We start from the raw sequence: 21,203 nt of genomic DNA on the forward strand, positions 1-21,203 counted from the left end.
TGACCGCCCGGCGCCGGCCAGGGAGCCGGCCCGACCGCACGCCTGCGCACCGAATTCCCCTGCGCTTGAGGTCCGCGGATCTACGCTGAAACGGCAAACGATCTGCCAGCGGAGGGAGCACGACATGGCCAGTCCCGAGGGAGCACCGGTCCCCGAGGAGCAGCGGCTGGGTCCCGTACTGCGCCGCCAGGACCAGGTGCGGACCGGCACCACGGACCAGCGTCTGCTGGACTCCGAAGGCCCCTCCGAGTGGGTGCACACCGACCCCTGGCGCGTGATGCGCATCCAGTCGGAGTTCGTCGAGGGCTTCGGCGCGCTGGCCGAGCTGGGCCCGGCCGTCAGCGTCTTCGGCTCCGCCCGTACCCCGCGTGACTCCAAGGAGTACGACGCCGGAGTGCGGATCGGCCGGGCGCTGGTCGACGCCGGTTTCGCGGTGATCACCGGCGGCGGCCCCGGTGCCATGGAGGCCGCCAACAAGGGCGCCAACCAGGCCGGTGGCACCTCCGTCGGGCTGGGCATCGAGCTGCCCTTCGAGCAGGGCATGAACGCGTACGTGAACCTCGGCGTCGACTTCCGCTACTTCTTCGTCCGCAAGACGTGTTTCGTGAAGTACGCCCGCGGGTTCGTGGTGCTCCCCGGCGGGCTCGGCACCCTCGACGAGCTCTTCGAAGCACTCACCCTCGTCCAGACCCGTAAGGTCACCCGCTTCCCGATCGTGCTGTTCGGCACGGCCTACTGGAGCGGACTGGTCGACTGGCTGCGCGACACCCTCATCGCCGAGGGCAAGGCGTCGATGCACGACCTGGAGCTCTTCCACCTCAGCGACGACGTGGACGAGGCGATCGCGCTGGTGACCAAGGAGGTCGGAATCTAGGGCGTGTCCGCGAAGCCCCGCCCGGCCCGGATTCCTCAGGCCAGTCCCCGGCGGGCGACCGCCGGGGGCCGGTGGCCGGCGATCGAGGCCACCATGTCCAGCACCTGCCGGGTCTCGGCGACCTCGTGGACCCGGTAGACCCGGGCGCCCAGCCAGGCCGAGACGGCGGTGGTCGCGAGGGTGCCGAGCACCCGCTCCTTGACCGGCCGGTCAAGCGTCTCGCCGACGAAGTCCTTGTTGGACAGCGAGACCAGCACCGGGAAGGGCGTATCCCCTGCTTGAGCGAAGCCGAGCTCCCGGGGGACGGCCCGCGCCATCTCGTCCAGCCGGCGGGTCGCCTCCAGGCTGTGCCGGGTGTTCTTCCCGAAGTCGTGCCCCGGATCGATCATGATCGCGTCGCCCCGGACGCCCAGCTGCACGGCCCGCTCCGCGAGGCCGAGCGTCACCCGCAGGATGTCTTCCATCACGTCGTCGTAGGTCACCCGGTGCGGGCGGGTACGGGGCTGTGCGCCGCCCGCGTGCGTGCACACCAGGCCCGCGTCGTAGCGCGCCGCGACCTCGGCGAGCCGGGGATCGACCCCGCCCCAGGCGTCGTTGAGCAGATCCGCGCCGGCCTCGCACACCGCCTCGCCGACCTCGTGGCGCCAGGTGTCGACGCTGATCACCACATCGGGGAAGCGCTTGCGGACCTCGGCCACGAACCCGACCGTGCGGCGGGCCTCTTCCTCGGCGCTGACCTCTTCGCCGGGGCCGGCCTTGACGCCGCCGATGTCGATGATCGCGGCACCCTCGGCCACCGCCTGTTCCACGCGGGCCAGCGCGGGTTCGTCACGGAATGTGGCGCCCTGGTCGTAGAACGAGTCCGGCGTCCGGTTGACGATCGCCATGATCACCGACTCGTGCGCCCCGAACTCGCGATTCCCCAGCCGCAGCATTCCCGCACTCCCTCTCCGTGGTCCGGGAGCGACCCTAACTGTCACACCCGCATGGCACGATCAGTGCAGGCACATAGTCCGGGGAGTTGGTCGTGTTCTGGTTCTTGCTGATCGCGATGGTCGTGGTGGTGGCAGCCGTCACCCTCGTGGTCGTCGGCGGCGCCGACGGCGGTGGGCTGCGGGATTCCGAGCCGGACCGGCTGTACGACCCGCTGCCGGAGGACCGCCCGGTGGCGCGCGCCGACGTGGAAACCGTGCGCTTTCCGGTGACCGTCCGTGGATACCGGATGAACGAGGTCGACGACGTCCTGGACCGCCTGGGCGCCGAACTGGCCGAGCGTGACGCCCGGATCGCCGAGCTGGAGGCGGCGCTGGCCGGTGTGCACGCCTCCGCCATGGGCGGCCCGGGGCTGATACAGGACGGCCCGCCCCTGCTCGGGCCGATGGAGGAGAAGCGGCTCGCCCCGGAGAAGGACCGGCAGCCGCCCCAAGACCCCGGGGTGACACCGGAAGGCGGCGACCGGGCATGAGCGGCGTGGTGACCGAACCGGACGGCATCCCGCGCTGCCCGTGGGGGATGGAGTCGGCACAGATGGCCGACTACCGCGCCTACCACGACACCGAATGGGGCCTGCCGGTCCACGGCGACGACGCCCTCTTCGAGCGGATGAGCCTGGAGGCGTTCCAGTCCGGGCTCTCCTGGATCACGATCCTGCGCCGCCGCCCCGGCTTCCGCGCCGCGTTCGCCGGCTTCCGGATCGCCGAGGTGGCGCGGTTCACGGACGCGGACGCCGAGCGGCTGCTCGCCGACCCGGGCATCATCCGCAACCGCGCCAAGATCGCCGCGACGATCAACAACGCCAAGCGCGCCGCCGAGCTGGCCGCGGGCGAGCTCGACGCGCTGATCTGGTCCTACGCCCCCGACCGGGCCGGCCGGCCGGTGCCGCGGACCGTGCGCGATCTGCAGCCGGTGACCCCGGAGTCGACGGCGCTCGCCAAGGACCTCAAGAAGCGCGGCTTCCGCTTCGTCGGCCCGACCACCGCCTACGCGATGATGCAGGCGTGCGGCCTGGTCAACGACCATCTGGCGGACTGCCATGTCCGCCGGACCGTGGAAGCGGCGGCCGGCTGACCCGGCCCGGACGACACCGGCCGCCGGTCGCGGGTCGGGGCGCCGTGCCGGGTCGGGGCGCCGTGCCGGGTCGGCTGCGCCGGGTCGCCGACACCCGGTGGCCGAGGCCGGGTCAGCGTCCCAGGAAGACCGGCTTCTCCTTCTTCACGAACGCCTCGACCGCGATCGCGTGGTCCTCCGAAGCCCCCGCCCGGCCCTGCAGCTCGTCCTCCTTGCCGAGGGTTTCGGCGAGCGAGTGCCCCGCCCCGTAGGCCAGCGACTCCTTGATCGCGGCATAGGCGGCGGTCGGGCCCTCGGCCAGCCGGCGGGCGACGGCCGCGGCCGTCGCGGCCAGCTCGTCGGCCGGCACCACCTTGTTGGCGATGCCCAGGTCGTACGCCTCCTGGGCGCTGACGTTGCGCGGGAAGAGCAGCAGATCGGCGGCCCGGCCATGGCCGATCAGCCGCGGCAGCGTCCAGGACACCCCGGAGTCGGCGGTCAGCGCGACGCCCGCGAAGGAGGTGTTGAAGGACGCGGTGTCGGCGACCACGCGGTAGTCGGCGGCCATGGCGAAGCCCGCACCGGCGCCCGCGGCGACCCCGTTGACGCCCGCGACCACGGGCTTGGGCATCTCGGTCAGCGCCGTCACGATGGGGTTGTAGTGCTCACGCACGGTGTTCATGGTGCCGCCGGAGCCGGTGGCCCGGTCCTCGGCCAGCAGCCCGATGTGCTCCTTGAGGTCCTGCCCGACGCAGAAGGCGCGCCCGGTGGCGGTCAGCAGAACGGCGCGTACGGCCGGATCGGCGGCGGCCTCCTTCAGGGTGTCCCGCAGCAGGACCTTCGCCTCGATGTTCAGCGCGTTCATCGCGTCGGGGCGGTTGAGAGTGATCGTCGCGAGTCCGTCGGTCACGTCGTAGAGCACGGTGTCGGCCATAGTGGGAGTCCCCTCCGTCGCGGCTCGGACTGCTCGTCAGCGGCAGCCAGCGCTCAGGATGCCGGAGATCATCGGGCCTCGGCATGTGACGTACATCAAAGATTACGGGCGCGTCGGAGGTCGGCGGGCGGAGAAGTATTGCAGCCACCTCCCCGAATTGAGGGGGTTTGAGAGAGCGGGTTGCCGAAGGGATGCGGCCCGATGTTGGTCATCGGGTCGTTCGATGCGGGATAATGGCCTGGAAGCAATCTGTTCGATGCCGGTGACACGTGCCTATTCGGGCCGTCGGCTGAGATGAGCTTGATTGAGCTGGTTTCAGGAAGGGGAACGAGCATGGCGGCCATGAAGCCGCGGACGGGCGACGGCCCGCTCGAGGTGACCAAGGAGGGGCGGGGCATCGTCATGCGCGTTCCGCTCGAAGGCGGCGGGCGGCTCGTCGTCGAGCTGACCCCCGACGAAGCCAAGGCCCTGGGTGAGGCCCTGGACAAGGTCACCGTCTGACAAGGGCGGCGCAACCGGCGGTTTCCCGGGGCTGACCCCGGTATCCCCAGCCGAATTACCCCGGCCCCGGCAGGTGGCACGCGTCAAGGCGCGCCATGTGCCGGGGCCGTTTGCATGTCCTGGCGCCCGGGCCGGGTCCGGGTCGGGGGCAGGCCTGTGACCTGCGGCCGGTGGCTTGCGCCGCCGGGGAGACCGGGACCGGTCAGCCGCGCCTGACCGCGCAGAGCAGGCCGTCGCCGACCGGCAGCAGGGCCGGCACCAGCGTGGTGCTCTCCCTGATGGCCCGCAGCAGCTCCCGCAGCCGCAGCACCTCGGCGGGCTGCAGCGACGAGTCGACCGTACGGCCGTCAGCGAAGACGCCCTCGAAGCAGACCAGGCCGCCGGGGCGCAGCAGGCGCAACGATTCAGCGAGGTATTCCAGGCACTCCATGAGATCGCCGTCGCAGAACACGAGGTCGTAGCCGCCGTCCGCGAGACGGGGCAGCACGTCCAGGGCACGGCCCGGAATGAAGCGGGCGCGGTTCCCTGCGAAGCCGGCCGCACGGAACGCCTGCTTGGCGAAGGTCTGCCGCTCCGGTTCGAGATCCACGGTGGTCAGCACCCCGTCGGGCCGCATGCCGTGCAGGAGATAGATGCCCGACACGCCCGTGCCGGTGCCGATCTCGGCGACCGCCTTGGCGTCGACGGCGGCCGCGAGCAGGCGGAGGGCGGCGCCGGTGCCGCTCGACACCGTACGGATGCCGGCTTCGCGTGCGCAGTCGCGGGACCACCGCAGGGCGGTCTCGGCGCTGTCGTCGATGGTCCCGGCGCCGTACGCCTCGGCGAAAGCCAAGCTCGTCTGCCGGTTGCCGGTAATGGCCCTCTCCTGTCCCCGTAGTTGACGCAACCGTGACTGTATCCGCTGCGTCCGGGAACCCGCAGATGGGACCGGACGTTAAGGACGGGAAGGGGATGACGGGGGGATGCACCGGTGAAGACCGCGCGAGACACGAATCATGAACAGAAGCAGGACCAAATGCAGGTCAAAACTGCTTATCCGGAGCTAACGGGCGAGGTGGATATGGTAGGGGCTCTACTGGACACCACCAGAGCCACCAGGGGAGGTGCGGCTGCGGCGGGTGACCGAGGGGTGCTGAGGCGCTTGAAAAGGTCGTTCGCCGAGCCGAAATCCGTGACAGACACTGCTGACCGTTCCCGCCCCCATGGCCCGAAGGCCAAGGGAGGGGCCCCCGTCGCCGACTCCGCAACCACCGCGACCTTTGCCGCAGACGCGGATGCGCAGGCGTGGACTCCGCCCAGCTGGGAGGAGATCGTCAGCACCCACAGTGCGCGGGTCTACCGCCTCGCCTACCGCCTCACCGGCAATCAACACGACGCCGAGGATCTCACCCAGGAGGTGTTCGTCCGCGTCTTCCGCTCGCTGTCGACGTACACCCCCGGCACCTTCGAGGGCTGGCTGCACCGGATCACCACCAACCTCTTCCTGGACATGGTCCGCCGCCGTCAGCGCATCCGCTTCGACGCGCTCGGTGACGATGCCGCCGAGCGGCTTCCCAGTCGAGAGCCCTCGCCGCAGCAGGTCTTCAACGACACCCACTTCGACGCCGATGTGCAGCAGGCGCTGGACACCCTCGCGCCCGAGTTCCGGGCCGCCGTCGTCCTGTGCGACATCGAGGGCCTGTCGTACGAGGAGATCGCCGCCACGCTCGGTGTCAAGCTCGGTACGGTCCGCAGCCGGATTCACCGTGGCCGCTCCCACCTGCGCAAGGCCCTCAAGCACCGCGCCCCGGCCACCCGTGCCGAAGAGCGTGAGCAGCGGCGGTCGTTGGCCGTGGTGCCCACGGGGGAGGTCGGAATCGCGTGAGCGCCAGTGGCGGTCCGTCCCCCGCCGAGCAGCATCTCGGCGACCGCCTCGCGGCCCTGGTCGACGGCGAGTTGGGGCATGACGCACGCGAGCGGGTGCTCGCGCATCTTGCGACATGCGGACGGTGCAAGGCAGAAGCCGACGCTCAGCGTCGGCTGAAGAGCGTATTCGCCGAAACGGCACCCCCCGGTCCTTCCGAGGGGCTGCTGGCGCGACTGCAGCAACTGCCCGGTGGCGACCCGGACGGTCCCGGCAGCCGGCTCGGCAACGGCAGCCGGCTCGGCAACGGCAGCTTCGGACGCGGCGAGTTCGGACGCGGCGGATCCGGGCGTGGCGAGTTCGCCCGACGTGGTGAGTTCGCCCGACGTGGTGAGTTCATCCGCGGCGATGACGCATTCCGCTATCTGCCCTCCGGCAGTCACTCCGGCCATCCCATGGCGGCGATTCCCCTGCCGCCCCGTGGGCGCGGCTTCCGGGTGCAGGAGAGCTACCGGACCGCGCAGCGGCGCCGGTTCGCCTTCGCGGCGGCCGGTGCGGTCTCCCTCGCGGCCTTCGCGCTGGGCGGTGCCCTCCCGCTGGAGGCGGCGGTCGATCTGCCCGGCGGACGCGTCGACGGCGGCGGCACGGCCGTCACCCCGCTCAGCGTCAGCCCGGCGGCCGACTCCGGTTCGCTCCTTCGCGGTGCGGAATTTCCCGCCAAGAATTCCCGGTCCGGCGCCTGGCAGCCGTCCGGCGGCCCGACCATGGCCCCGGCCCCCGGCGCCATGACCCTGTACAGCCCCACCGCGGCACCCCCCTCCCCGCAGTCCCCGGCGCCGGCGCCCGTCCAGGCCGGCCGGTTCGGCCTCTCGCCCCTGATAGCCGCGACGGGTCCGGCCTCGGCGTCCTACCTCGCGCCCCTGGTGTCCGGCACCGGAACCGCCCCTGTGCGGAAGAACCCGCCCGCGCTCCCACCCCTGGAGCCCATGCGCCCGCTCACCGGTTCCGCGGTCGCGGCAGCCCCCTCCGTCTCTGGCTCAACCCCCGCCCAGCGCTGACCGTCTCCTGCGCAGTCCCGCGGGGAACTGGTTGAATTCCTGTGGGCGGCGCACCCCTGACCGGGCGCGTACCGCGAGGTGGTGGTGGCCCGCGCAGGTCCGTGGGCGAAATCTGGGGAGAGCATGGACGACGGTAAGGCCGCCGGGCCGAAGCTGAAGTGGTGGAGCCGCCCGGGAGACGCCCCGCGCACCGAACCGTCCGCCGAGGCCGGTCGGCAGGCGATGCCGCCCGCCGACGGCACGGCAAAGGGCGCTGCGGACGGAGCCGGGGACGGCACGGTGGCCGCAGCGTCCGACGCGTCCGGCACCCCCGGGGTACAGGGGGCACAGGACTGGATCGTGCGGCCGCCGGAGCCGCGCAAGGGCTCCGGGGCGGGCATATCGCCGGAGTCTCCTTCCGGGAGTGGCGGGAGTGCCGGGAGTGGCGGCAGTTCCGAAGTGGGCGTCACGGCCGATGAGTTGGCGGTGCCACGCGGAACGACGGCCGCGGACCGGACGCGCGAGGAGGAGGCCGGGGCTGCGGGCGCCGGGACGAGCGGTGCGCGACCGGCCCCGTCGACCATGACCCTCGGCCGGGTGACCGGTGCCGCGCGGGACGAGGCGCTGCCCCCGGCAGGCGAGGCCCCGAAGGAGGCCGCCACGACCACGGCGGCAGCCCACGCTCCCGCGTCCGGGTCCCCTGCGTCCGGGACTCCCGCAACAGGGACCCCCGCAACAGGGACTCCCACATCAGCAACTCCCGCGTCCGCGACCCCCGCATCCGGGACCCCGAGCGCCACACCGCCGCGGCAGCAGCCGTTGCACGCCGAGGACCCGTACGGCACCCCTCCGTACGGTGGTCCCGGGCCGTGGGCGCCCGCACCGCCCGTACAGCGGCCGGTGGCCACCCCCGCGCACGGCACCGTCCTCCCGCCGGCCGCCGGGCCGCTGCCCCCGTACGGTGCCCCGGCCGCCCCGCAGACCGCGATGCCGGGAACGGGCTACCCGGTCCCACCGCAGGCACCGCAGGCACCGCAGGCACCGCAGCCCGTCGCCCCGCCCGCACCGCTGCCCGCCGCACCGCTGCCCGCCGCCCCGCCCGCCGTGCCGACGGGTGCGCCGGGGCCGAGAGGCGAGGGCCCGACGCCGCTCGCGCACAGCGGGGAGCAGCCGGCCCGGACGGCCGATACCGCGTACCCCGGGCCGGCCGCCGAGCCGCGCGCCTCCCACCCGGGGCTCCAGAAGTCCGGCCCGCCGCAGCCCGCTTCCGCTCCGCAGCCCGCTTCCGCTCCGGAGGCCGTCACCCGCACCGACGGACCGAAGACCGAAGCAGCGCAGCCCGGCCCCGCACAGCCCGGCCCCGCGCAGCCCGGCCCCGGCCGGCTCGACGCACCGCAGCCCGACGCACCGCGGACCACTGCCCCGCATGCCACTGCCCCGCCGCATGCCACCGGCCCGCAGACCACTCCCCAGGACGCCGTGCCCGGACCGGCCGCCGGACCCGAGAGCTCGGCGCAGGACGGCCCGGTCAGCCCGGACGGCGCCTTCGTTCCCCACCCCGGCGACGGCGGCCCCCGCCCGGCAGCCGCCCCCGCCGCGCCGTACGCGTCTCAGCCGCAGCCCTACCCCGGCCTGCCCGGCGACCACGGACCGGCCCCCGCCCAGGGACAGCACCCGGCCCCGCAGGGACAGCCCCCCGCCCCCCACGGCGCCTGGCAGCACTACGACCCCTGGAGCGCGCCGCTGCAGAGCGGCCCCCTCGCCCCGTCGCCGCACGACCGGCGCCGCCGGCGCGGTCCGCTGGTCGCCGGCGCGGTCGCCCTCGCACTGCTCGCGGGCGGGATCGGCGGCGGCATCGGCGCCTATGTCGAGCGCTACGGCGGGATCAACGACATCAGGCTGCCGCAGTCCGCCGGTGACGAGGGGGGCCGCAGGTCAGACAGCGTCGCCGGCATCGCGCAGACCGCGCTGCCCGGAGTCGTCACGATCCATGTGCGGGGCAGCGCCGAACAGGGCACCGGCACCGGCTTCGTCCTCGACCGCCAGGGCCACATCCTCACCAACAACCATGTCGTCCAGCCGGCCGGCAGCGGTGGCGAGATCTCGGTGACCTTCAGCGGCGGCCAGACGGCCAAGGCCAAGGTCGTCGGCCAGGACGGCGGCTATGACCTCGCCGTCGTCCAGGTGGAGGGCGTCACGGGACTGCGTCCGCTCACCCTCGGCAACTCCGACTCCGTTCGGGTCGGCGACCCGGTGGTGGCGATCGGCGCACCCTTCGACCTCGCCAACACCGTCACCTCGGGGATCATCAGCGCCAAGCAGCGCCCGATCACCGCGGGCGGCGAGAAGGGTGACGGCAGCGACGTCTCGTACGTGGACGCACTGCAGACCGATGCGCCCATCAACCCCGGTAACTCCGGCGGCCCGCTGGTGGACGCCAAGGCGCGGGTGATCGGCATCAACAGCGCCATCCGGGCGGCCGACAGCGGCGGCGGCGCGGTCGGCGGCGCCCAGGGCGGCAGCATAGGGCTGGGCTTCGCCATACCGATCAACCAGGCCAAGCGGGTGGCCGAGGAGCTGATCAACACCGGCCGGGCGACCCATCCGGTGATCGGCGTGACCCTGGAGATGGAGTACGCCGGCGACGGGGCGCGGGTCGGCGAGCGCAGCAAGAGCGGCAAGCCGCCGGTCATCCCGGACGGCCCCGGCGCCAAGGCCGGGATCAAGGCCGGCGATGTGATCACCAAGGTGGACGGTGCCCCGGTGCACAGCGGCGAGGAGCTGATCGTCAAGATCCGCAGCCACCGGCCCGGCGACACGCTGGCGCTCACCCTCCAGAGGGGCGGCAAGGAACGGTCCGTCCGGCTCAGTCTGGGTTCCTCCAGCACGGGCTGATCGTTTGCATGGTGTTGGGGCGGGCGACTCCCGCCCGACGTACGGGGCCAGGTACCGTGATAGGCGGCCTGGCCCATAGGCCGACGAAGGCCGCGGATTACCCAAGGAGCTGCTAGGTGTTCTTCGATATAGGACCCCTCGAGCTGGTGGCGCTCGTGATCCTCGCGGTGCTCGTCTTCGGTCCGGACAAGCTGCCCAAGGTCATCCAGGACGTCATGGGCTTCATCCGCAAGGTGCGGGCGTTCTCCGACAGCGCCAAGGAAGACATCCGCAGCGAGCTCGGGCCGGACTTCAAGGACTTCGAGTTCGAAGACCTCAAGCCCAAGAACTTCGTGCGCAAGCATGTCCTGGACAAGGACGAGTACGGCCTCAAGGACCTTCAGGAGATCCGTAACGGCTTCGACCTGAAGAAGGAGATGGCCGAGGTCACCGACGCCGTCCACGGCCACGACGGCGCCTCTTCCGCCACGCCCTCGAACGGGGCAGGTCCCAGCCTGTCCAAGGAGTCCCCGGCCGCCTCCGCCGGCCGCCCTGACCTGGTGAAGAAGGCCGGAAGCCCTCAGCCGGACGAGCGTCCGCCGTTCGACGCCGACGCCACCTGACACACACCGGTATGACCGGCTGTGTTGACGCCTATGGCTATGCTCCGGGTGTCCGGGGTTCGGTCGCCTGAGGGGGGCGGGCCGCCCACGACGCAGGGCAACAAGGAGGCTCCGCGCAGATGGAGACGACGAGTCGGACAGCGGCACAAGGGGTGTCCGCGGAGGCCGGCCGGAAGGTCGACGGCTATCTGCTGGCCGCGTTCCCGTGGTACGGCCTCGACGAGGCGTTCACCGGTCCGCGCTGGCTGATGCAGGTCGGCGCAGCCGCGGACGGCACCGTCGAGCACGGCGCCACCGGGCATGGCGAGGAGCCCACCATCAAGGTGGAACCGCCGCAGGACGAGCGGTTCGCGGTCGTGGTGACGGTCGCCAGCCGCCCCGTACGGCGCAGCGCCGACGGCACCGGCGTACTGGAGGCGACCTCGGTCTCGACCGCCGCCTGGCTCGCCGGCTCGGGCCTGCTCGCACAGACCTGGCCGACCCAGATGGACCGGACGCTGCGCCAGGACTGGCTGGACCAGCAGACGATGCTCGCCTGGGAGCTGGCCGACGACCTCGGCGGCGGGAGCTGGAGCGAGCTGATGCTGCCGGTGGACGGCGTGCCGACGTCCTTCGCCTACCGCGAGTCCGAGTACGGCTGGGTCCTGGCCGGCTCGGCGGGCGAGGGGACAGAGGGGCCCGAGGGGCACGAGGGTGTCCACATCGGTGCCTACGGGCGGGGGATGAGCGCGTACGGGCTGGGCTTCTCGGTGATCAAGGATCTGACCGAGTACGAGGGCTGACGCGTATCGCGTATGCGGTCCGCCGCGTATGAGGGCCGGACGGCACGCGGGAAGGGCCGCACGGCAACGCCATGGAGAGCTGAACGGCAGCGCAGGAAGAGAGCCGAACGGCAACGCAAAGGGGCGGGCCCGCACGGGCCCGCCCCTTGCGTGTCATCCGGCCTCGCGGCGGATGCGCTCTCAGAACTTGTTGCGCGGGGTGATGCCCAGCGACATGCCCTGCAGGCCGCGCTGGCGGCCGCCCAGCTTGCCCGCGATCGTGCGGATCGCCGAGCCGGCCGGGGAGTCGGGGTCGGTCAGCACGACCGGCTTGCCCTCGTCGCCGCCCTCGCGCAGCCGGACGTCGATCGGGATCGCGCCGAGCACCGGCACCTGCGTACCGGTCGTCTTCGTCAGGCCCTCGGCGACCCGCTCGCCGCCGCCGGTACCGAAGACGTCGACCATCTCGTCGCAGTGCGGGCAGGGCAGCCCGGACATGTTCTCGACCACGCCGACGATCTTCTGGTGGGTCTGCACGGCGATCGAACCGGCCCGCTCGGCGACCTCGGCCGCGGCCTGCTGCGGGGTGGTGACGACCAGGATCTCGGCGTTCGGCACGAGCTGGGCCACCGAGATGGCGATATCGCCGGTGCCGGGCGGCAGGTCCAGCAGCAGCACGTCCAGGTCGCCCCAGTACACATCGGACAGGAACTGCTGGAGCGCGCGGTGCAGCATCGGGCCGCGCCAGACCACCGGGGCGTTGCCCGGGGTGAACATGCCGATCGAGATGACCTTCACGCCGTTCGCCGACGGCGGCATGATCATGTTCTCGACCTGGGTGGGCTTGCCGTCGGCGCCCAGCATGCGGGGCACGGAGTGGCCGTAGATGTCGGCGTCCACGACACCGACCTTCAGGCCGTCGGCCGCCATCGCCGCGGCGAGGTTGACGGTCACCGACGACTTGCCGACGCCGCCCTTGCCGGAGGCGACGGCGTAGACCCGGGTCAGCGAGCCGGGCTGGGCGAACGGCACCTCGCGCTCGGCGGTGCCCCCGCGCAGCGAGGTCGCCAGCTCCTTGCGCTGCTCGTCGCTCATCACGTCCAGCTCGACGGCGACGGAGGTGACGCCCTCGACCCGCTCGACGGCCTCCCGCACATTGCTGGTGATCGTCTCGCGCATCGGACAGCCGGAGACGGTGAGGTAGACCACGACCGCCACCGCGCCGTCCGCCGCGATGTCCACCGATTTGACCATCCCCAGTTCGGTGATGGGGCGGTGGATCTCGGGGTCGTTCACGGTCGCGAGCGCTTCGCGGACCGCGTCCTCGCTCGGAGCGGTGCCTGGGGGGATGTCGTTGGCCATGTCCCGATGGTACGGCGCGTGAGGGTGCCTCCGGAAAGCCCGTCAGCGGTCGCGTTCATCACTCTCCGCGCCGGCCGGCTGCCGCAGCTCCAGATCCCGCAGCATGTCCTGGAGCTCGGAGCGGATCCAGTCGCGGGTGGCGACCTCGCCCAGGCCGAGCCGCAGGGCCGCGATCTCCCTGGTCAGATACTCGGTATCGGCGATGGACCGCTCGTTCTGCTTGCGGTCCTGCTCGTGGGTGACCCGGTCGCGGTCGTCCTGGCGGTTCTGCGCCAGCAGGATCAGCGGCGCGGCGTACGACGCCTGGAGGGACAGCGCCAGCGTCAGGAAGATGAACGGGTACTGATCGAACCTCAGTCCGCTGGGCGCCGTGGTGTTCCACAGGACCCACAGGATGATGGTGACGGTCATCCAGACGATGAAGCGGCCGGTCCCCAGGAAGCGCGCGATCTTCTCCGAAAGCCGCCCGAACGCCTCCGGGTCGTACTCCGGCAGGAACGTACGGCGCGGCGCGCGCGGCTGGTCGAGGCGCACCCGCGGCCGGTCCGCGGCGCCCCGGCGCATCGCCGAGGCTCCGTTCGCCCGCGACCGCTGACCGGCGCCCTCCCGCTCCTCACCGGCCATGCGCACTCTCCCCCAGGGGGCGGTCGCCGTTCAGGCCGGCCGTGGCCGGGCCGTGCAGCCCGTCCTCCCGCCAGTCGTCCGGCAGCAGATGGTCCAGTACGTCGTCGACGGTGACCGCACCCAGCAGTGCCCCGCTCTCGTCCACGACCGGGGCGGCGACCATGTTGTACGCGGCCAGATAGCTGGTCACCTCCGGCAGCGGGGTGTCCGGCGGCAGGGCCGGCAGATCGGTGTCGGCGATCGAGCTGACCAGGGTGAACGGCGGGTCGCGCAGCAGCCGTTGGAAGTGCACCAGGCCCAGGTACTTGCCGGTGGGCGTCTCGTCCGGCGGCCGGCAGACATAGACCTGGGCGGCCAGCGCGGGCGAGAGGTCCGGATCGCGCACCCGCGCCAGCGCGTCCGCGACCGTCGCGTCCGGGCGCAGCACGATCGGCTCGGTGGTCATCAGCCCGCCGGCGGTCCGCTCCTCGTACGACATCAGCCGCCGCACATCGGCGGCCTCCTCCGGCCGCATCAGCGCCAGCAGCCGTTCCTTCTCCTCCTCCGGCAGCTCGGAGAGCAGATCGGCGGCGTCGTCCGGGTCCATCGCCTCCAGGACGTCGGCGGCCCGCTCGTCCTTCAGCTTGCCGATGATCTCGACCTGGTCGTCCTCCGGCAGCTCCTCCAGGACATCCGCCAGCCGGTCGTCGTCGAGCGCCGCGGCGACCTCGGCGCGCCGCTTGGCGGAGAGGTGGTGCAGGACGCCGGCGAGGTCGGCGGGCCGCAGCTGTTCGAAGGTGGCGAGCAGGCTCTCCGCGCCCTGCCCGTGCTCCTCCAGCGAGAAGCCGGTCACCGCCGACCACTCCACGGTCAGGACCTCCCCCTTGCGCCGCAGCGCTCCGCCCTTGCCCTTCCGTACGAAGACCTTGTCGATCTCCCAGTCGCGGCGGGCCGGCAGCTGGGTGAGGCCGATGTCGAGGACGGTGACCTCCTCGTCGGTCTCCACCAGGCGCACCCGCCGGTCGAGCAGTTCGCCGAGTACCAGCGTCTCGGACGCCCGCTGCTCGAAGCGCCGCATATTGACCACGCCGGTGATGATGATCTGGCCGGACTCCACCCCGGTCACCCGCGTCATGGGCACGAAGATCCGGCGCCTGCTGATCACCTCGACGACCACCCCGAGCACCCGCGGGGGGCGGTCCCCGACCCGGAGCAGCGCGACGAGGTCCCGCAGCCGGCCGACCTGGTCGCCGTTGGGGTCGTAGACGGCGATGCCGGCGAGATGGGAGACGAAGACCCGGGGAGTCACCACTGCCATGCAGAGTGCCGCCCTTTCTCCCGTTCAGCCCCGAAATAAGGCATCAATGCGGGTTCAGGCTAACGCGCCCCGGCCCGCGCCGCCCCGGTGAAGGAGGCCGTAGGGTGACCGCCACGCACCCCGCCGAAGACCGTGCGCGGCCCAGGTACGCTGCCGTACTGCTGTCGAGGTCACCCGCATCAGGAGGCACAGCCGACGTGAGCGCAATTCCCCCGGGCGCCGGCCCCCGCCCCCTGGCCGCAACCCGTCGTACGGCACGGGCCGCGCTCGTGGGGGCGGCCTGCGCGGTACTGGCCGTGGCGGTGACGGGCTGCGGCGGGGAAGACCCGGACGCCGGCACCAACGGCGTGGGGAAGCTGCCCGCCGCGAAGATCGAATCCAAGGCGCGGGCCGCGGCCCAGCGGGCGGACACCGTGCACCTCTCCGGCAATGTCGTCAGCCAGGGCCGCACCTACAAGCTCGACATGCGGCTGGCGAAGGACGGCGCGAAGGGGGAGCTGACCACGAAGGCGGCCGCCTTCCAGCTGCTGCGGGTCGGCGACGCGCTCTACCTGAAGGCGAACGCGGCCTTCTGGGCCGGCGAGAAGAGCGGTGGCCCGGGCAAGCCCAACCAGGCGGCGGGCAAGCTCGAGGGCAAATACGTGAAGGTTCCCGCCAGCGACCCGGTCTACCAGCGCTTCAGCGGCTTCACCGACAAGGACACACTGCTCGCCGGCCTCCTCGGACTGCACGGCAAGCTGACGACCGACAACCGCAGCGACATCGACGGGGTCCGCACCGTCCGGGTGGCCGCCGGCGCGGGCTCCGGCGGCACCCTGGACGTCTCCCTGGAGGGCACGCCCTACCCGCTGCGGCTCCAGCGCGCCGGCGGCGCCGGGGTGGTCCGGCTGGCCGACTGGGGCCGGAGCGTGGACCTCAAGGCCCCGCCGAAGGGCCAGGTCGTGGACTACGGCTCCAAGATCTCCGGCAAGGGCTGAGAAAGGGCCGGGCCGGGGCCGCGGCCCTCACCACCCGGGCGTCAGCCCTTGCGCCCCCGCCGCAGCAGCTTCGGCAGCGCCGCGGGCGCGGGACGCCGGGTGATCGCGGGGGTCGCGAGCGGCGGCGCGGCGTGTGAGTCCGCCGGCATCTGCCCGGGGCGCTGATCCGCCGCCCCGGTCGGCACCAGCCGCAGCACCCGGCACTCGCGGGCCCAGCGCTCCGTGAGGGTGTCGGCATCCGGCGCGTTGAGGCGCTTGCCCTTCAGCTCGTCGACGGCGGACTGCCAGGCCTCACTCCTGGGCGCCGGCTCGACGACGGTGGCCTGCCAGGTGATCAGCCGGCCGCCCTTGTCCTTGCTGCGTACGGTGACCGTCGCCGTACCGCCGTCGGTGAGCCCGAGGTCGTCCAGCGGCTGTTCGCCGTCCCCGCCCCCGACGAGGCAGGCGGCCTGGTCGTGCCACAGATGCCACAGCGCCCGGGCCGGGCCGGCGTTCCCCCGCACCCAGATGAGGCCGGACTTCTTCGTGGCCTCTTCGATGAGCGCCCGATCCTGCAGGGCCTGCGACACGGTCTCCGTCATACGGCCCAGCCTAATGGCCCCGGCCGCGGCGGTCCGGGGCCGCCCGGACGATGGGACGCGGCGGCCCGGGACGCGGCGGCCCGGGACGTGGTGGTCCCGGCGGCCGCGGACCCGGGTGCCGCCGGGCCGATGCCGCGTGGCCCGATGCCGCGGGGCCGTGGTCACAGCAGCCACCCCGACCACTGTGGCCACAGCGGTCAGAGCCACCCGTTGCGCTTGAACCCGCGGTGGATGCCGAAGCAGATGGCGACCGTCACCAGCATCATCGCCGGATAGCCGAACTTCCAGTGCAGCTCGGGCATGTAGTCGAAGTTCATGCCGTAGATCCCGGCGATCATCGTGGGGACCGCGAAGATCGCCGCCCACGCCGTGATCTTGCGCATGTCCTCGTTCTGCGCGACGGCCGCCTGCGCGAGGTTGGCCTGCAGGATGGAGTTGAGCAGATCGTCGAAGGACAGCACCTGCTCGTTGACCCGCGCCAGGTGGTCGGCGACATCCCGGAAGTACTTCTGGATGTCGGAGTCGACCAGCCGCATCGGACGCTCGCTCAGCAGCTGCATCGGCCGCAGCAGCGGCGACACCGCACGCTTGAACTCCAGTACCTCGCGCTTGAGTTGGTAGATCCGCCCGGCGTCGCCGCCCTTGGGGGAACCCTTGCCGCCGTTGCCCTTGCCGTTGGTGCCCGAGCTGAAGACGTCGATCTCCACCTCGTCGATGTCGTCCTGGACCGCGCCGGCCACCGCCATATAGCCGTCGACGACCTGGTCGGCGATGGCGTGCAGCACCGCGGACGGCCCCTTGGCCAGCAGCTCCGGGTCGTCCTGCAGCCGGTGCCGCAGCGCACGCAGCGAGCCCTGGCCACCGTGCCGCACGGTGACGATGAAGTCCCGGCCGGTGAAGCACATCACCTCGCCGGTCTCCACCACCTCACTGGTGGCGGTCAGCTCGGTGTGCTCCACGTAGTGGACCGTCTTGAAGACGGTGAACAGGGTCTCGTCGTAGCGCTCCAGCTTCGGCCGCTGGTGGGCGTGCACGGCATCCTCGACGGCGAGCGGGTGCAGCCCGAACTCCTGGGCGATACCGGCGAATTCGGCTTCGGTGGGCTCATGCAGCCCGATCCAGGCGAAGCCCCCCTCGGAGCGGACCGAGGCCATCGCCTCGGCCGGGGTGACGTGCTCGCTCACCCGGCGGCCCTCGCGGTACACGCCGCAGTCGACGATGGCGCTGTTGCTGCAGACCGGGGCGGACTTCTCGTAGTGGTACGGGGTGCTGTCGCGCCGCCGGGACGGGCGGACGGCGGCGCGCAGGTCACGGATCATCGACATGGCAGGCTCCTTCACGGGCCGGCCGTCAGTGGCGAGCGCGGGGCGCAACGCTGCCCGGAACGTGGACGTACGAGGCGTCATCGGCTGTACGTCCGCAAAGCGGGCGGCGCTCGTGCGAGGGCACTGACGGCAGTTCGCAGAAAACACGGAACAAAGAGTCGAAGGCGCTCTTCCGTCATCTACATCCGGCGCAAAGGTGCTTCCCTGGTTTCGCCGCTGAGCGGCGGGGTACGGAAGCTCTCGGATCAGGAGATTCGCTGCGCGAAGGGGATGACAGGAGAACTATCGGTACTGCACGGTCGACTCGGATCCACCGCAGCCCCACCTCCTCCGGCCGGTCCCCGTTGGGGGACGACGTCATTCCCTGAGCAGACGGCAAGGCTATCAGCCGCCTGCAGTGTTACGGCGCCGCTTTGCCCGTTCCATACGAAGAACGGAGACGCTGCGCCGGGTCCCGGACGGAGCCCGGGGGGAAGCCCGTGGAGCGGTGACGGCCGGGCACAGGCTCCCGCCTATGCTCACGGCATGTCTGACGTTCTTGAGCTGGTCGAAGCCCGGTTGCGGACGACCCTGGGCGAGCCGGACGCGCGCGCCGCCGTCACGTTCCTCGGCACCGACCGTATCGAGGTCCTCCGCTTCGTGGACAACGGGGTGGTGCGATACGCCACGCTCGGGATGTCCGCGCAGCCCATGGCCGATCCCACCGCCGTGCTGGCCGATCCACTGCGCGGTCCGCGAGCCGAACTCCTGCTGTCGGTACGCGCCGGCCGCGTGGAGAGCGACAAGGTGCTCAGGCCGCTCGCCGTGCTCGCCGCCTCGCCGCAGGTCGAGGGGGTGGTCGTGGCTCCCGGGGCCTCGCTGGACGTGGGGGAGCCGCTGTGGCCGGGGGCGGCCTTCACCTCTGTTCTGGTCGCCTCGCCCGGGGGCCTCGTCGAAGACCTGGCACTCGATGAGCCGAGGGAGCCGGTCCGCTTCCTGCCGCTGTTGCCGATGACGCCCAACGAGGCCGCCTGGAAGCGGGTGCACGGCGCCGAGGCCCTGGAGAAGCGCTGGCTGGAGCACGGCACGGATCTGCGCGACCCGCTGCGGACGGGCGTACCGCTCGACTGAGCCGCGCGCGGCGGTACGACGGCGCACGCCCCGTCCACCCTCCGAAGAGGGCGGACGGGGCGTCAGTTTCCGTACGCGGGCGGGCCGCGGGGTGTGCGCGGTGTCCCGTCCGCCTCAGTCGGCGAAGGCCGCGACCGCGTCCGGTCCGGTGTGCCGCGGCGCCGGCGCCGCTGCCTCGGTGGTCAGCGCGCGGCGCCGGACGGCGACGATGCCGGCGCCGGTCACCGCGGCGCCGGCCGCGACCACGAAGGGGAGGTGGATATCGGTCCACTCCTCGATCTTGGGCGCCAGGAACGGTGCGGCCGCCGCCGCGAACCACCGGACGAAGTTGTAGCCGGCGCTCGCCACGGGGCGCGGCGCGTCCGAGACGCCCAGGGCCAGCTCCGTGAAGACGGTGTTGTTCAGGCCGATGAAGGCGCCGGAGAGGACCGTGCAGGCGATGGCGGTGGTGTGGTCGCCGTAGCCCAGCACGACCAGGTCGGCCGCGAGCAGCAGCAGCGAGCCGCCCAGGACCTTGAGCGAGCCGAAGCGGTGCTGCAGCCGGGGCGCCACGATCACCGAGAACACCGCGAGCAGCACTCCCCAGGCGAAGAAGACCCCCCCCGGACTTGTACGGCGACATGTTCAGCACGAACGGGGTGAAGGCCAGCACCGTGAAGAACGCGTAGTTGTAGAAGAACGCGGCCACGGCGGTGGAGGCCAGGCCCCCGTGGCCGAGTGCCTTGAGCGGGTCGAGGAGCGAGGTCTTGGCCGCCGGCTTCGGCTGCTCCTTGAGGAAGGCCGTGATGGCGAGGAAGCCGATGGCCATCAGGGCGGCGGTGCCGAAGAACGGGTAGCGCCACTTCATATCGCCGAGGAGCGCGCCGAGCAGCGGACCGCAGGCCATGCCGAGGCCGAGCGCGGACTCGTAGAGCAGGATCGCCGCCGCGGATCCCCCGGCCGCCGCGCCCACGATGACCGCCAGCGACGTCGAGACGAACAGGGCGTTGCCCAGGCCCCAGCCGGCCCGGAAGCCGACGAGCTCGCCGACCGACCCCGACATACCGGAGAGCGCGGCGAAGACCACCACCAGCGCCAGACCGGCCAGCAGCGTCCTGCGGCCGCCGATGCGGCTGGAGACGAAGCCGGTGACGAGCATCGCGACGGCGGTGATCAGGAAGTAGGAGGTGAAGAGGAGGGAGACCTGGCTGTTGGTGGCGTGCAGGCCCCGGGCGATCGAGGGAAGGATCGGGTCGACGAGGCCGATGCCCATGAAGGCCACGACCGAGGCGCCCGCCGTGGCCCAGACGGCCTTCGGCTGGCGGAGGAGGGACGTGCCGCCCTCGTCGAACGGATCGTCCGCGCCGCTGCCGTGGCCGCCGCCCTTCGTGCCGCTCATGCTGCGGATCTCCTTCCCGTTGCCGGTTGCGTACCCCTGATCCCCGCGGCCCCGCCGGACCGCCGAGATCGTTGACGTTTACACACAATAAGTTAGGTACGCTAAAGAGTGCAAGTGGCAACTACTTTCCCGGCCGGGCGGGGCGCGCGGCCGGGAAACGGTCAAATGCGCGCCGGCGCACGTGATTCGGGGCACACCGGTGGGGTGATCGTCCTTGACGCGGCGGCGGGCCTGGAGGACCGTGGAGGGCTATGAGGGGCGAACCCAGTTGCCCGAAGTGCGGAGGCCGGGTGCGGGCGCCCGGTCTCTTCTCCGACACCTGGCAGTGCGCGCTGCACGGCACCGTGCACCCACTCCAGCCCGTCGTCCCGCCGAGCGTCGAAGCGCTCGGCGTTGTCGTGCACCGCGCGCAGGTGCCCGTGTGGATGCCCTGGCCGCTGCCGGTCGGCTGGCTGTTCACCGGCGTGGCCTGTGCCGGTGACGACCGCAGCGGCGGCCGCGCGACCGCGGTGGCGTGCACGGGTCCCGGACCGCTCGGCGGCCCCGGCGAACTGCTGCTGATCGCCGAGGAGCTCGGCGTCGGCCTCGGCGCGCGGTACGCCGGTATCGACGGTCCCGACCCCGGCCCCCATATGTGCGTGGACAAGCCGCCGCACGCCAAGGTGCTCGCCGCCGGCCGCCCGACTGCCCTGTGGCACGTCGACGGTGCGCCTGCGGACCGTGCGGTCTTCGCGGGCGAGGCGCGCGGGCTGTGGCTCTGGGCCATCGCCTGGCCCGAGCAGTCGGGGCTGCTGCTGTACGACGAGCTGGTGCTGACCGACCTGCGCGAGGCGGGCGCCGAGGTGGACCTGCTGCCGTGCGGGGCCATCTCGCCGCGGATTCTGGGCTGAGGGGCGGTCGCCGGGGACGGGGATGCGGTCGCCGGAGGCACCGCCGCCGGAGATGCGGCCGGCTGCGGCACGGCCGCCGGAGAGGCGGGCGCCAAAGACGTGGACGCCGAGGTGGCCTCCCTCACCGTCCGACGGGCCTTGGGCGCTACCGGCCGCCCGGTATCCT

General features: G+C 72.3%; 20 protein-coding genes and 1 pseudogene. 12 read left to right on the top strand and 9 right to left on the bottom strand.

Translation table 11 applies throughout. The annotated features are described in order from the left end of the window. Positions 1 to 124: 124 nt before the first annotated feature. Complete coding sequence (locus ACGFR7_RS05985; RefSeq protein WP_393313562.1) at positions 125 to 874, top strand: TIGR00730 family Rossman fold protein; 750 nt, start codon at positions 125 to 127, stop codon at positions 872 to 874. A gap of 35 nt (positions 875 to 909) precedes the next feature. On the opposite strand, the gene folP is transcribed toward ACGFR7_RS05985, so the two are convergent. Beyond that, on the bottom strand, positions 910 to 1,809 hold the full coding sequence (gene folP, locus ACGFR7_RS05990; protein ID WP_393313565.1) for a dihydropteroate synthase: 900 nt from the start codon (positions 1,807 to 1,809) through the stop codon (positions 910 to 912). Between the two features lie 92 nt (positions 1,810 to 1,901). Here folP and ACGFR7_RS05995 point away from each other — a divergent pair, with 92 nt between their 5' ends. Together ACGFR7_RS05995 and ACGFR7_RS06000 are read left to right on the top strand one after the other, a co-directional pair. Next, positions 1,902 to 2,339, top strand: a complete 438-nt coding sequence (locus ACGFR7_RS05995; RefSeq protein WP_393313568.1) for a DivIVA domain-containing protein — start codon at positions 1,902 to 1,904, stop codon at positions 2,337 to 2,339. Continuing rightward, positions 2,336 to 2,941, top strand: a complete 606-nt coding sequence (locus ACGFR7_RS06000; RefSeq protein WP_393313570.1) for a DNA-3-methyladenine glycosylase I — start codon at positions 2,336 to 2,338, stop codon at positions 2,939 to 2,941. The genes ACGFR7_RS05995 and ACGFR7_RS06000 overlap by 4 nt, the downstream gene beginning before the upstream one ends. A gap of 112 nt (positions 2,942 to 3,053) precedes the next feature. On the opposite strand, the gene ACGFR7_RS06005 is transcribed toward ACGFR7_RS06000, so the two are convergent. Further along, the gene (locus ACGFR7_RS06005; RefSeq protein WP_393313573.1) at positions 3,054 to 3,854 is read right to left on the bottom strand and encodes an enoyl-CoA hydratase/isomerase family protein; all 801 of its coding nucleotides are present in this window, start codon (positions 3,852 to 3,854) and stop codon (positions 3,054 to 3,056) included. A 333-nt stretch (positions 3,855 to 4,187) separates the two neighbouring features. On the opposite strand from ACGFR7_RS06005, the gene ACGFR7_RS06010 reads away from it, so the two are divergent. Next, complete coding sequence (locus tag ACGFR7_RS06010; RefSeq protein ID WP_006603288.1) at positions 4,188 to 4,355, top strand: DUF3117 domain-containing protein; 168 nt, start codon at positions 4,188 to 4,190, stop codon at positions 4,353 to 4,355. 202 nt (positions 4,356 to 4,557) lie between these two features. Here the strand turns inward: ACGFR7_RS06010 and ACGFR7_RS06015 are convergent, their stop codons facing one another. Continuing rightward, a complete protein-coding gene (locus ACGFR7_RS06015; RefSeq protein ID WP_393314212.1) occupies positions 4,558 to 5,154 on the bottom strand; it encodes an O-methyltransferase in 597 nt (198 codons plus the stop codon). A 372-nt stretch (positions 5,155 to 5,526) separates the two neighbouring features. On the opposite strand from ACGFR7_RS06015, the gene sigE reads away from it, so the two are divergent. From sigE to ACGFR7_RS06040, 5 genes are all read left to right on the top strand, one after another. Further along, a complete protein-coding gene (gene sigE, locus ACGFR7_RS06020; RefSeq protein WP_311624277.1) occupies positions 5,527 to 6,219 on the top strand; it encodes an RNA polymerase sigma factor SigE in 693 nt (230 codons plus the stop codon). Then, on the top strand, positions 6,216 to 7,256 hold the full coding sequence (locus ACGFR7_RS06025) for a zf-HC2 domain-containing protein (RefSeq protein WP_393313577.1): 1,041 nt from the start codon (positions 6,216 to 6,218) through the stop codon (positions 7,254 to 7,256). The genes sigE and ACGFR7_RS06025 overlap by 4 nt, the downstream gene beginning before the upstream one ends. 1,083 nt (positions 7,257 to 8,339) lie before the next feature. Then, positions 8,340 to 10,130, top strand: a complete 1,791-nt coding sequence (locus tag ACGFR7_RS06030) for a trypsin-like peptidase domain-containing protein (protein WP_393314215.1) — start codon at positions 8,340 to 8,342, stop codon at positions 10,128 to 10,130. Between the two features lie 116 nt (positions 10,131 to 10,246). Continuing rightward, a complete protein-coding gene (locus tag ACGFR7_RS06035; RefSeq protein ID WP_393313580.1) occupies positions 10,247 to 10,732 on the top strand; it encodes a sec-independent translocase in 486 nt (161 codons plus the stop codon). 119 nt (positions 10,733 to 10,851) lie between these two features. Then, entirely contained in the window at positions 10,852 to 11,514 is a 663-nt protein-coding gene (locus ACGFR7_RS06040; RefSeq protein ID WP_393313583.1) for a hypothetical protein, read from the top strand. Positions 11,515 to 11,694: 180 nt separating this feature from the next. Here the strand turns inward: ACGFR7_RS06040 and ACGFR7_RS06045 are convergent, their stop codons facing one another. Genes ACGFR7_RS06045 through ACGFR7_RS06055 form a run of 3 tightly spaced genes read right to left on the bottom strand, consistent with a single transcriptional unit; the run spans position 11,695 to position 14,776 of the window. Then, positions 11,695 to 12,855 carry an Mrp/NBP35 family ATP-binding protein gene (locus tag ACGFR7_RS06045; RefSeq protein ID WP_393313586.1) on the bottom strand — a complete coding sequence of 387 codons (1,161 nt, stop codon included), beginning with the start codon at positions 12,853 to 12,855 and terminating at the stop codon, positions 11,695 to 11,697. Positions 12,856 to 12,897: 42 nt separating this feature from the next. Then, on the bottom strand, positions 12,898 to 13,479 hold the full coding sequence (locus ACGFR7_RS06050) for a DUF1003 domain-containing protein (RefSeq protein WP_393313589.1): 582 nt from the start codon (positions 13,477 to 13,479) through the stop codon (positions 12,898 to 12,900). Beyond that, a complete protein-coding gene (locus tag ACGFR7_RS06055) occupies positions 13,469 to 14,776 on the bottom strand; it encodes a magnesium transporter MgtE N-terminal domain-containing protein (protein WP_393313592.1) in 1,308 nt (435 codons plus the stop codon). Before ACGFR7_RS06055 ends, ACGFR7_RS06050 begins: the two co-directional genes overlap by 11 nt. Positions 14,777 to 14,973: 197 nt before the next feature. Between ACGFR7_RS06055 and ACGFR7_RS06060 the strand changes: the two genes are divergently transcribed. After that, complete coding sequence (locus ACGFR7_RS06060; RefSeq protein WP_393313595.1) at positions 14,974 to 15,753, top strand: hypothetical protein; 780 nt, start codon at positions 14,974 to 14,976, stop codon at positions 15,751 to 15,753. 41 nt (positions 15,754 to 15,794) lie between these two features. On the opposite strand, the gene ACGFR7_RS06065 is transcribed toward ACGFR7_RS06060, so the two are convergent. Further along, positions 15,795 to 16,334, bottom strand: a complete 540-nt coding sequence (locus tag ACGFR7_RS06065) for a hypothetical protein (RefSeq protein WP_393313598.1) — start codon at positions 16,332 to 16,334, stop codon at positions 15,795 to 15,797. Positions 16,335 to 16,531: 197 nt separating this feature from the next. After that, complete coding sequence (locus ACGFR7_RS06070) at positions 16,532 to 17,659, bottom strand: magnesium and cobalt transport protein CorA (protein ID WP_393313601.1); 1,128 nt, start codon at positions 17,657 to 17,659, stop codon at positions 16,532 to 16,534. A 525-nt stretch (positions 17,660 to 18,184) separates the two neighbouring features. Here ACGFR7_RS06070 and ACGFR7_RS06075 point away from each other — a divergent pair. Further along, positions 18,185 to 18,769 carry a suppressor of fused domain protein gene (locus ACGFR7_RS06075; protein ID WP_088799787.1) on the top strand — a complete coding sequence of 195 codons (585 nt, stop codon included), beginning with the start codon at positions 18,185 to 18,187 and terminating at the stop codon, positions 18,767 to 18,769. A gap of 114 nt (positions 18,770 to 18,883) precedes the next feature. On the opposite strand, the pseudogene ACGFR7_RS06080 reads toward ACGFR7_RS06075, so the two are convergent. Beyond that, positions 18,884 to 20,147: pseudogene (locus tag ACGFR7_RS06080) on the bottom strand (MFS transporter). 251 nt (positions 20,148 to 20,398) lie between these two features. Here ACGFR7_RS06080 and ACGFR7_RS06085 point away from each other — a divergent pair. Continuing rightward, positions 20,399 to 21,037 (top strand): DUF6758 family protein, encoded by a 639-nt coding sequence (locus ACGFR7_RS06085; RefSeq protein ID WP_393313604.1) that lies wholly within the window; start codon positions 20,399 to 20,401, stop codon positions 21,035 to 21,037. Positions 21,038 to 21,203 lie beyond the last annotated feature (166 nt).

The sequence above is a fragment of the Streptomyces sp. NPDC048516 genome (assembly GCF_043199875.1).
GTDB lineage: Bacteria > Actinomycetota > Actinomycetes > Streptomycetales > Streptomycetaceae > Streptomyces.

Bases quoted from the DNA above. Each gene is read 5' to 3' on its own strand.
- folP (WP_393313565.1), bottom strand. From the start codon at position 1,809: ATGCTGCGGCTGGGGAATCGCGAGTTCGGGGCGCACGAGTCGGTGATC.
- ACGFR7_RS06065 (WP_393313598.1), bottom strand. From the start codon at position 16,334: ATGACGGAGACCGTGTCGCAGGCCCTGCAGGATCGGGCGCTCATCGAA.
- ACGFR7_RS06070 (WP_393313601.1), bottom strand. From the start codon at position 17,659: ATGTCGATGATCCGTGACCTGCGCGCCGCCGTCCGCCCGTCCCGGCGG.
- ACGFR7_RS06010 (WP_006603288.1), top strand. From the start codon at position 4,188: ATGGCGGCCATGAAGCCGCGGACGGGCGACGGCCCGCTCGAGGTGACC.
- ACGFR7_RS05985 (WP_393313562.1), top strand. From the start codon at position 125: ATGGCCAGTCCCGAGGGAGCACCGGTCCCCGAGGAGCAGCGGCTGGGT.
- ACGFR7_RS06000 (WP_393313570.1), top strand. From the start codon at position 2,336: ATGAGCGGCGTGGTGACCGAACCGGACGGCATCCCGCGCTGCCCGTGG.
- ACGFR7_RS06075 (WP_088799787.1), top strand. From the start codon at position 18,185: ATGTCTGACGTTCTTGAGCTGGTCGAAGCCCGGTTGCGGACGACCCTG.
- ACGFR7_RS06055 (WP_393313592.1), bottom strand. From the start codon at position 14,776: ATGGCAGTGGTGACTCCCCGGGTCTTCGTCTCCCATCTCGCCGGCATC.
- ACGFR7_RS06085 (WP_393313604.1), top strand. From the start codon at position 20,399: ATGAGGGGCGAACCCAGTTGCCCGAAGTGCGGAGGCCGGGTGCGGGCG.
- ACGFR7_RS06050 (WP_393313589.1), bottom strand. From the start codon at position 13,479: ATGGCCGGTGAGGAGCGGGAGGGCGCCGGTCAGCGGTCGCGGGCGAAC.
- ACGFR7_RS06040 (WP_393313583.1), top strand. From the start codon at position 10,852: ATGGAGACGACGAGTCGGACAGCGGCACAAGGGGTGTCCGCGGAGGCC.
- ACGFR7_RS06045 (WP_393313586.1), bottom strand. From the start codon at position 12,855: ATGGCCAACGACATCCCCCCAGGCACCGCTCCGAGCGAGGACGCGGTC.
- ACGFR7_RS06005 (WP_393313573.1), bottom strand. From the start codon at position 3,854: ATGGCCGACACCGTGCTCTACGACGTGACCGACGGACTCGCGACGATC.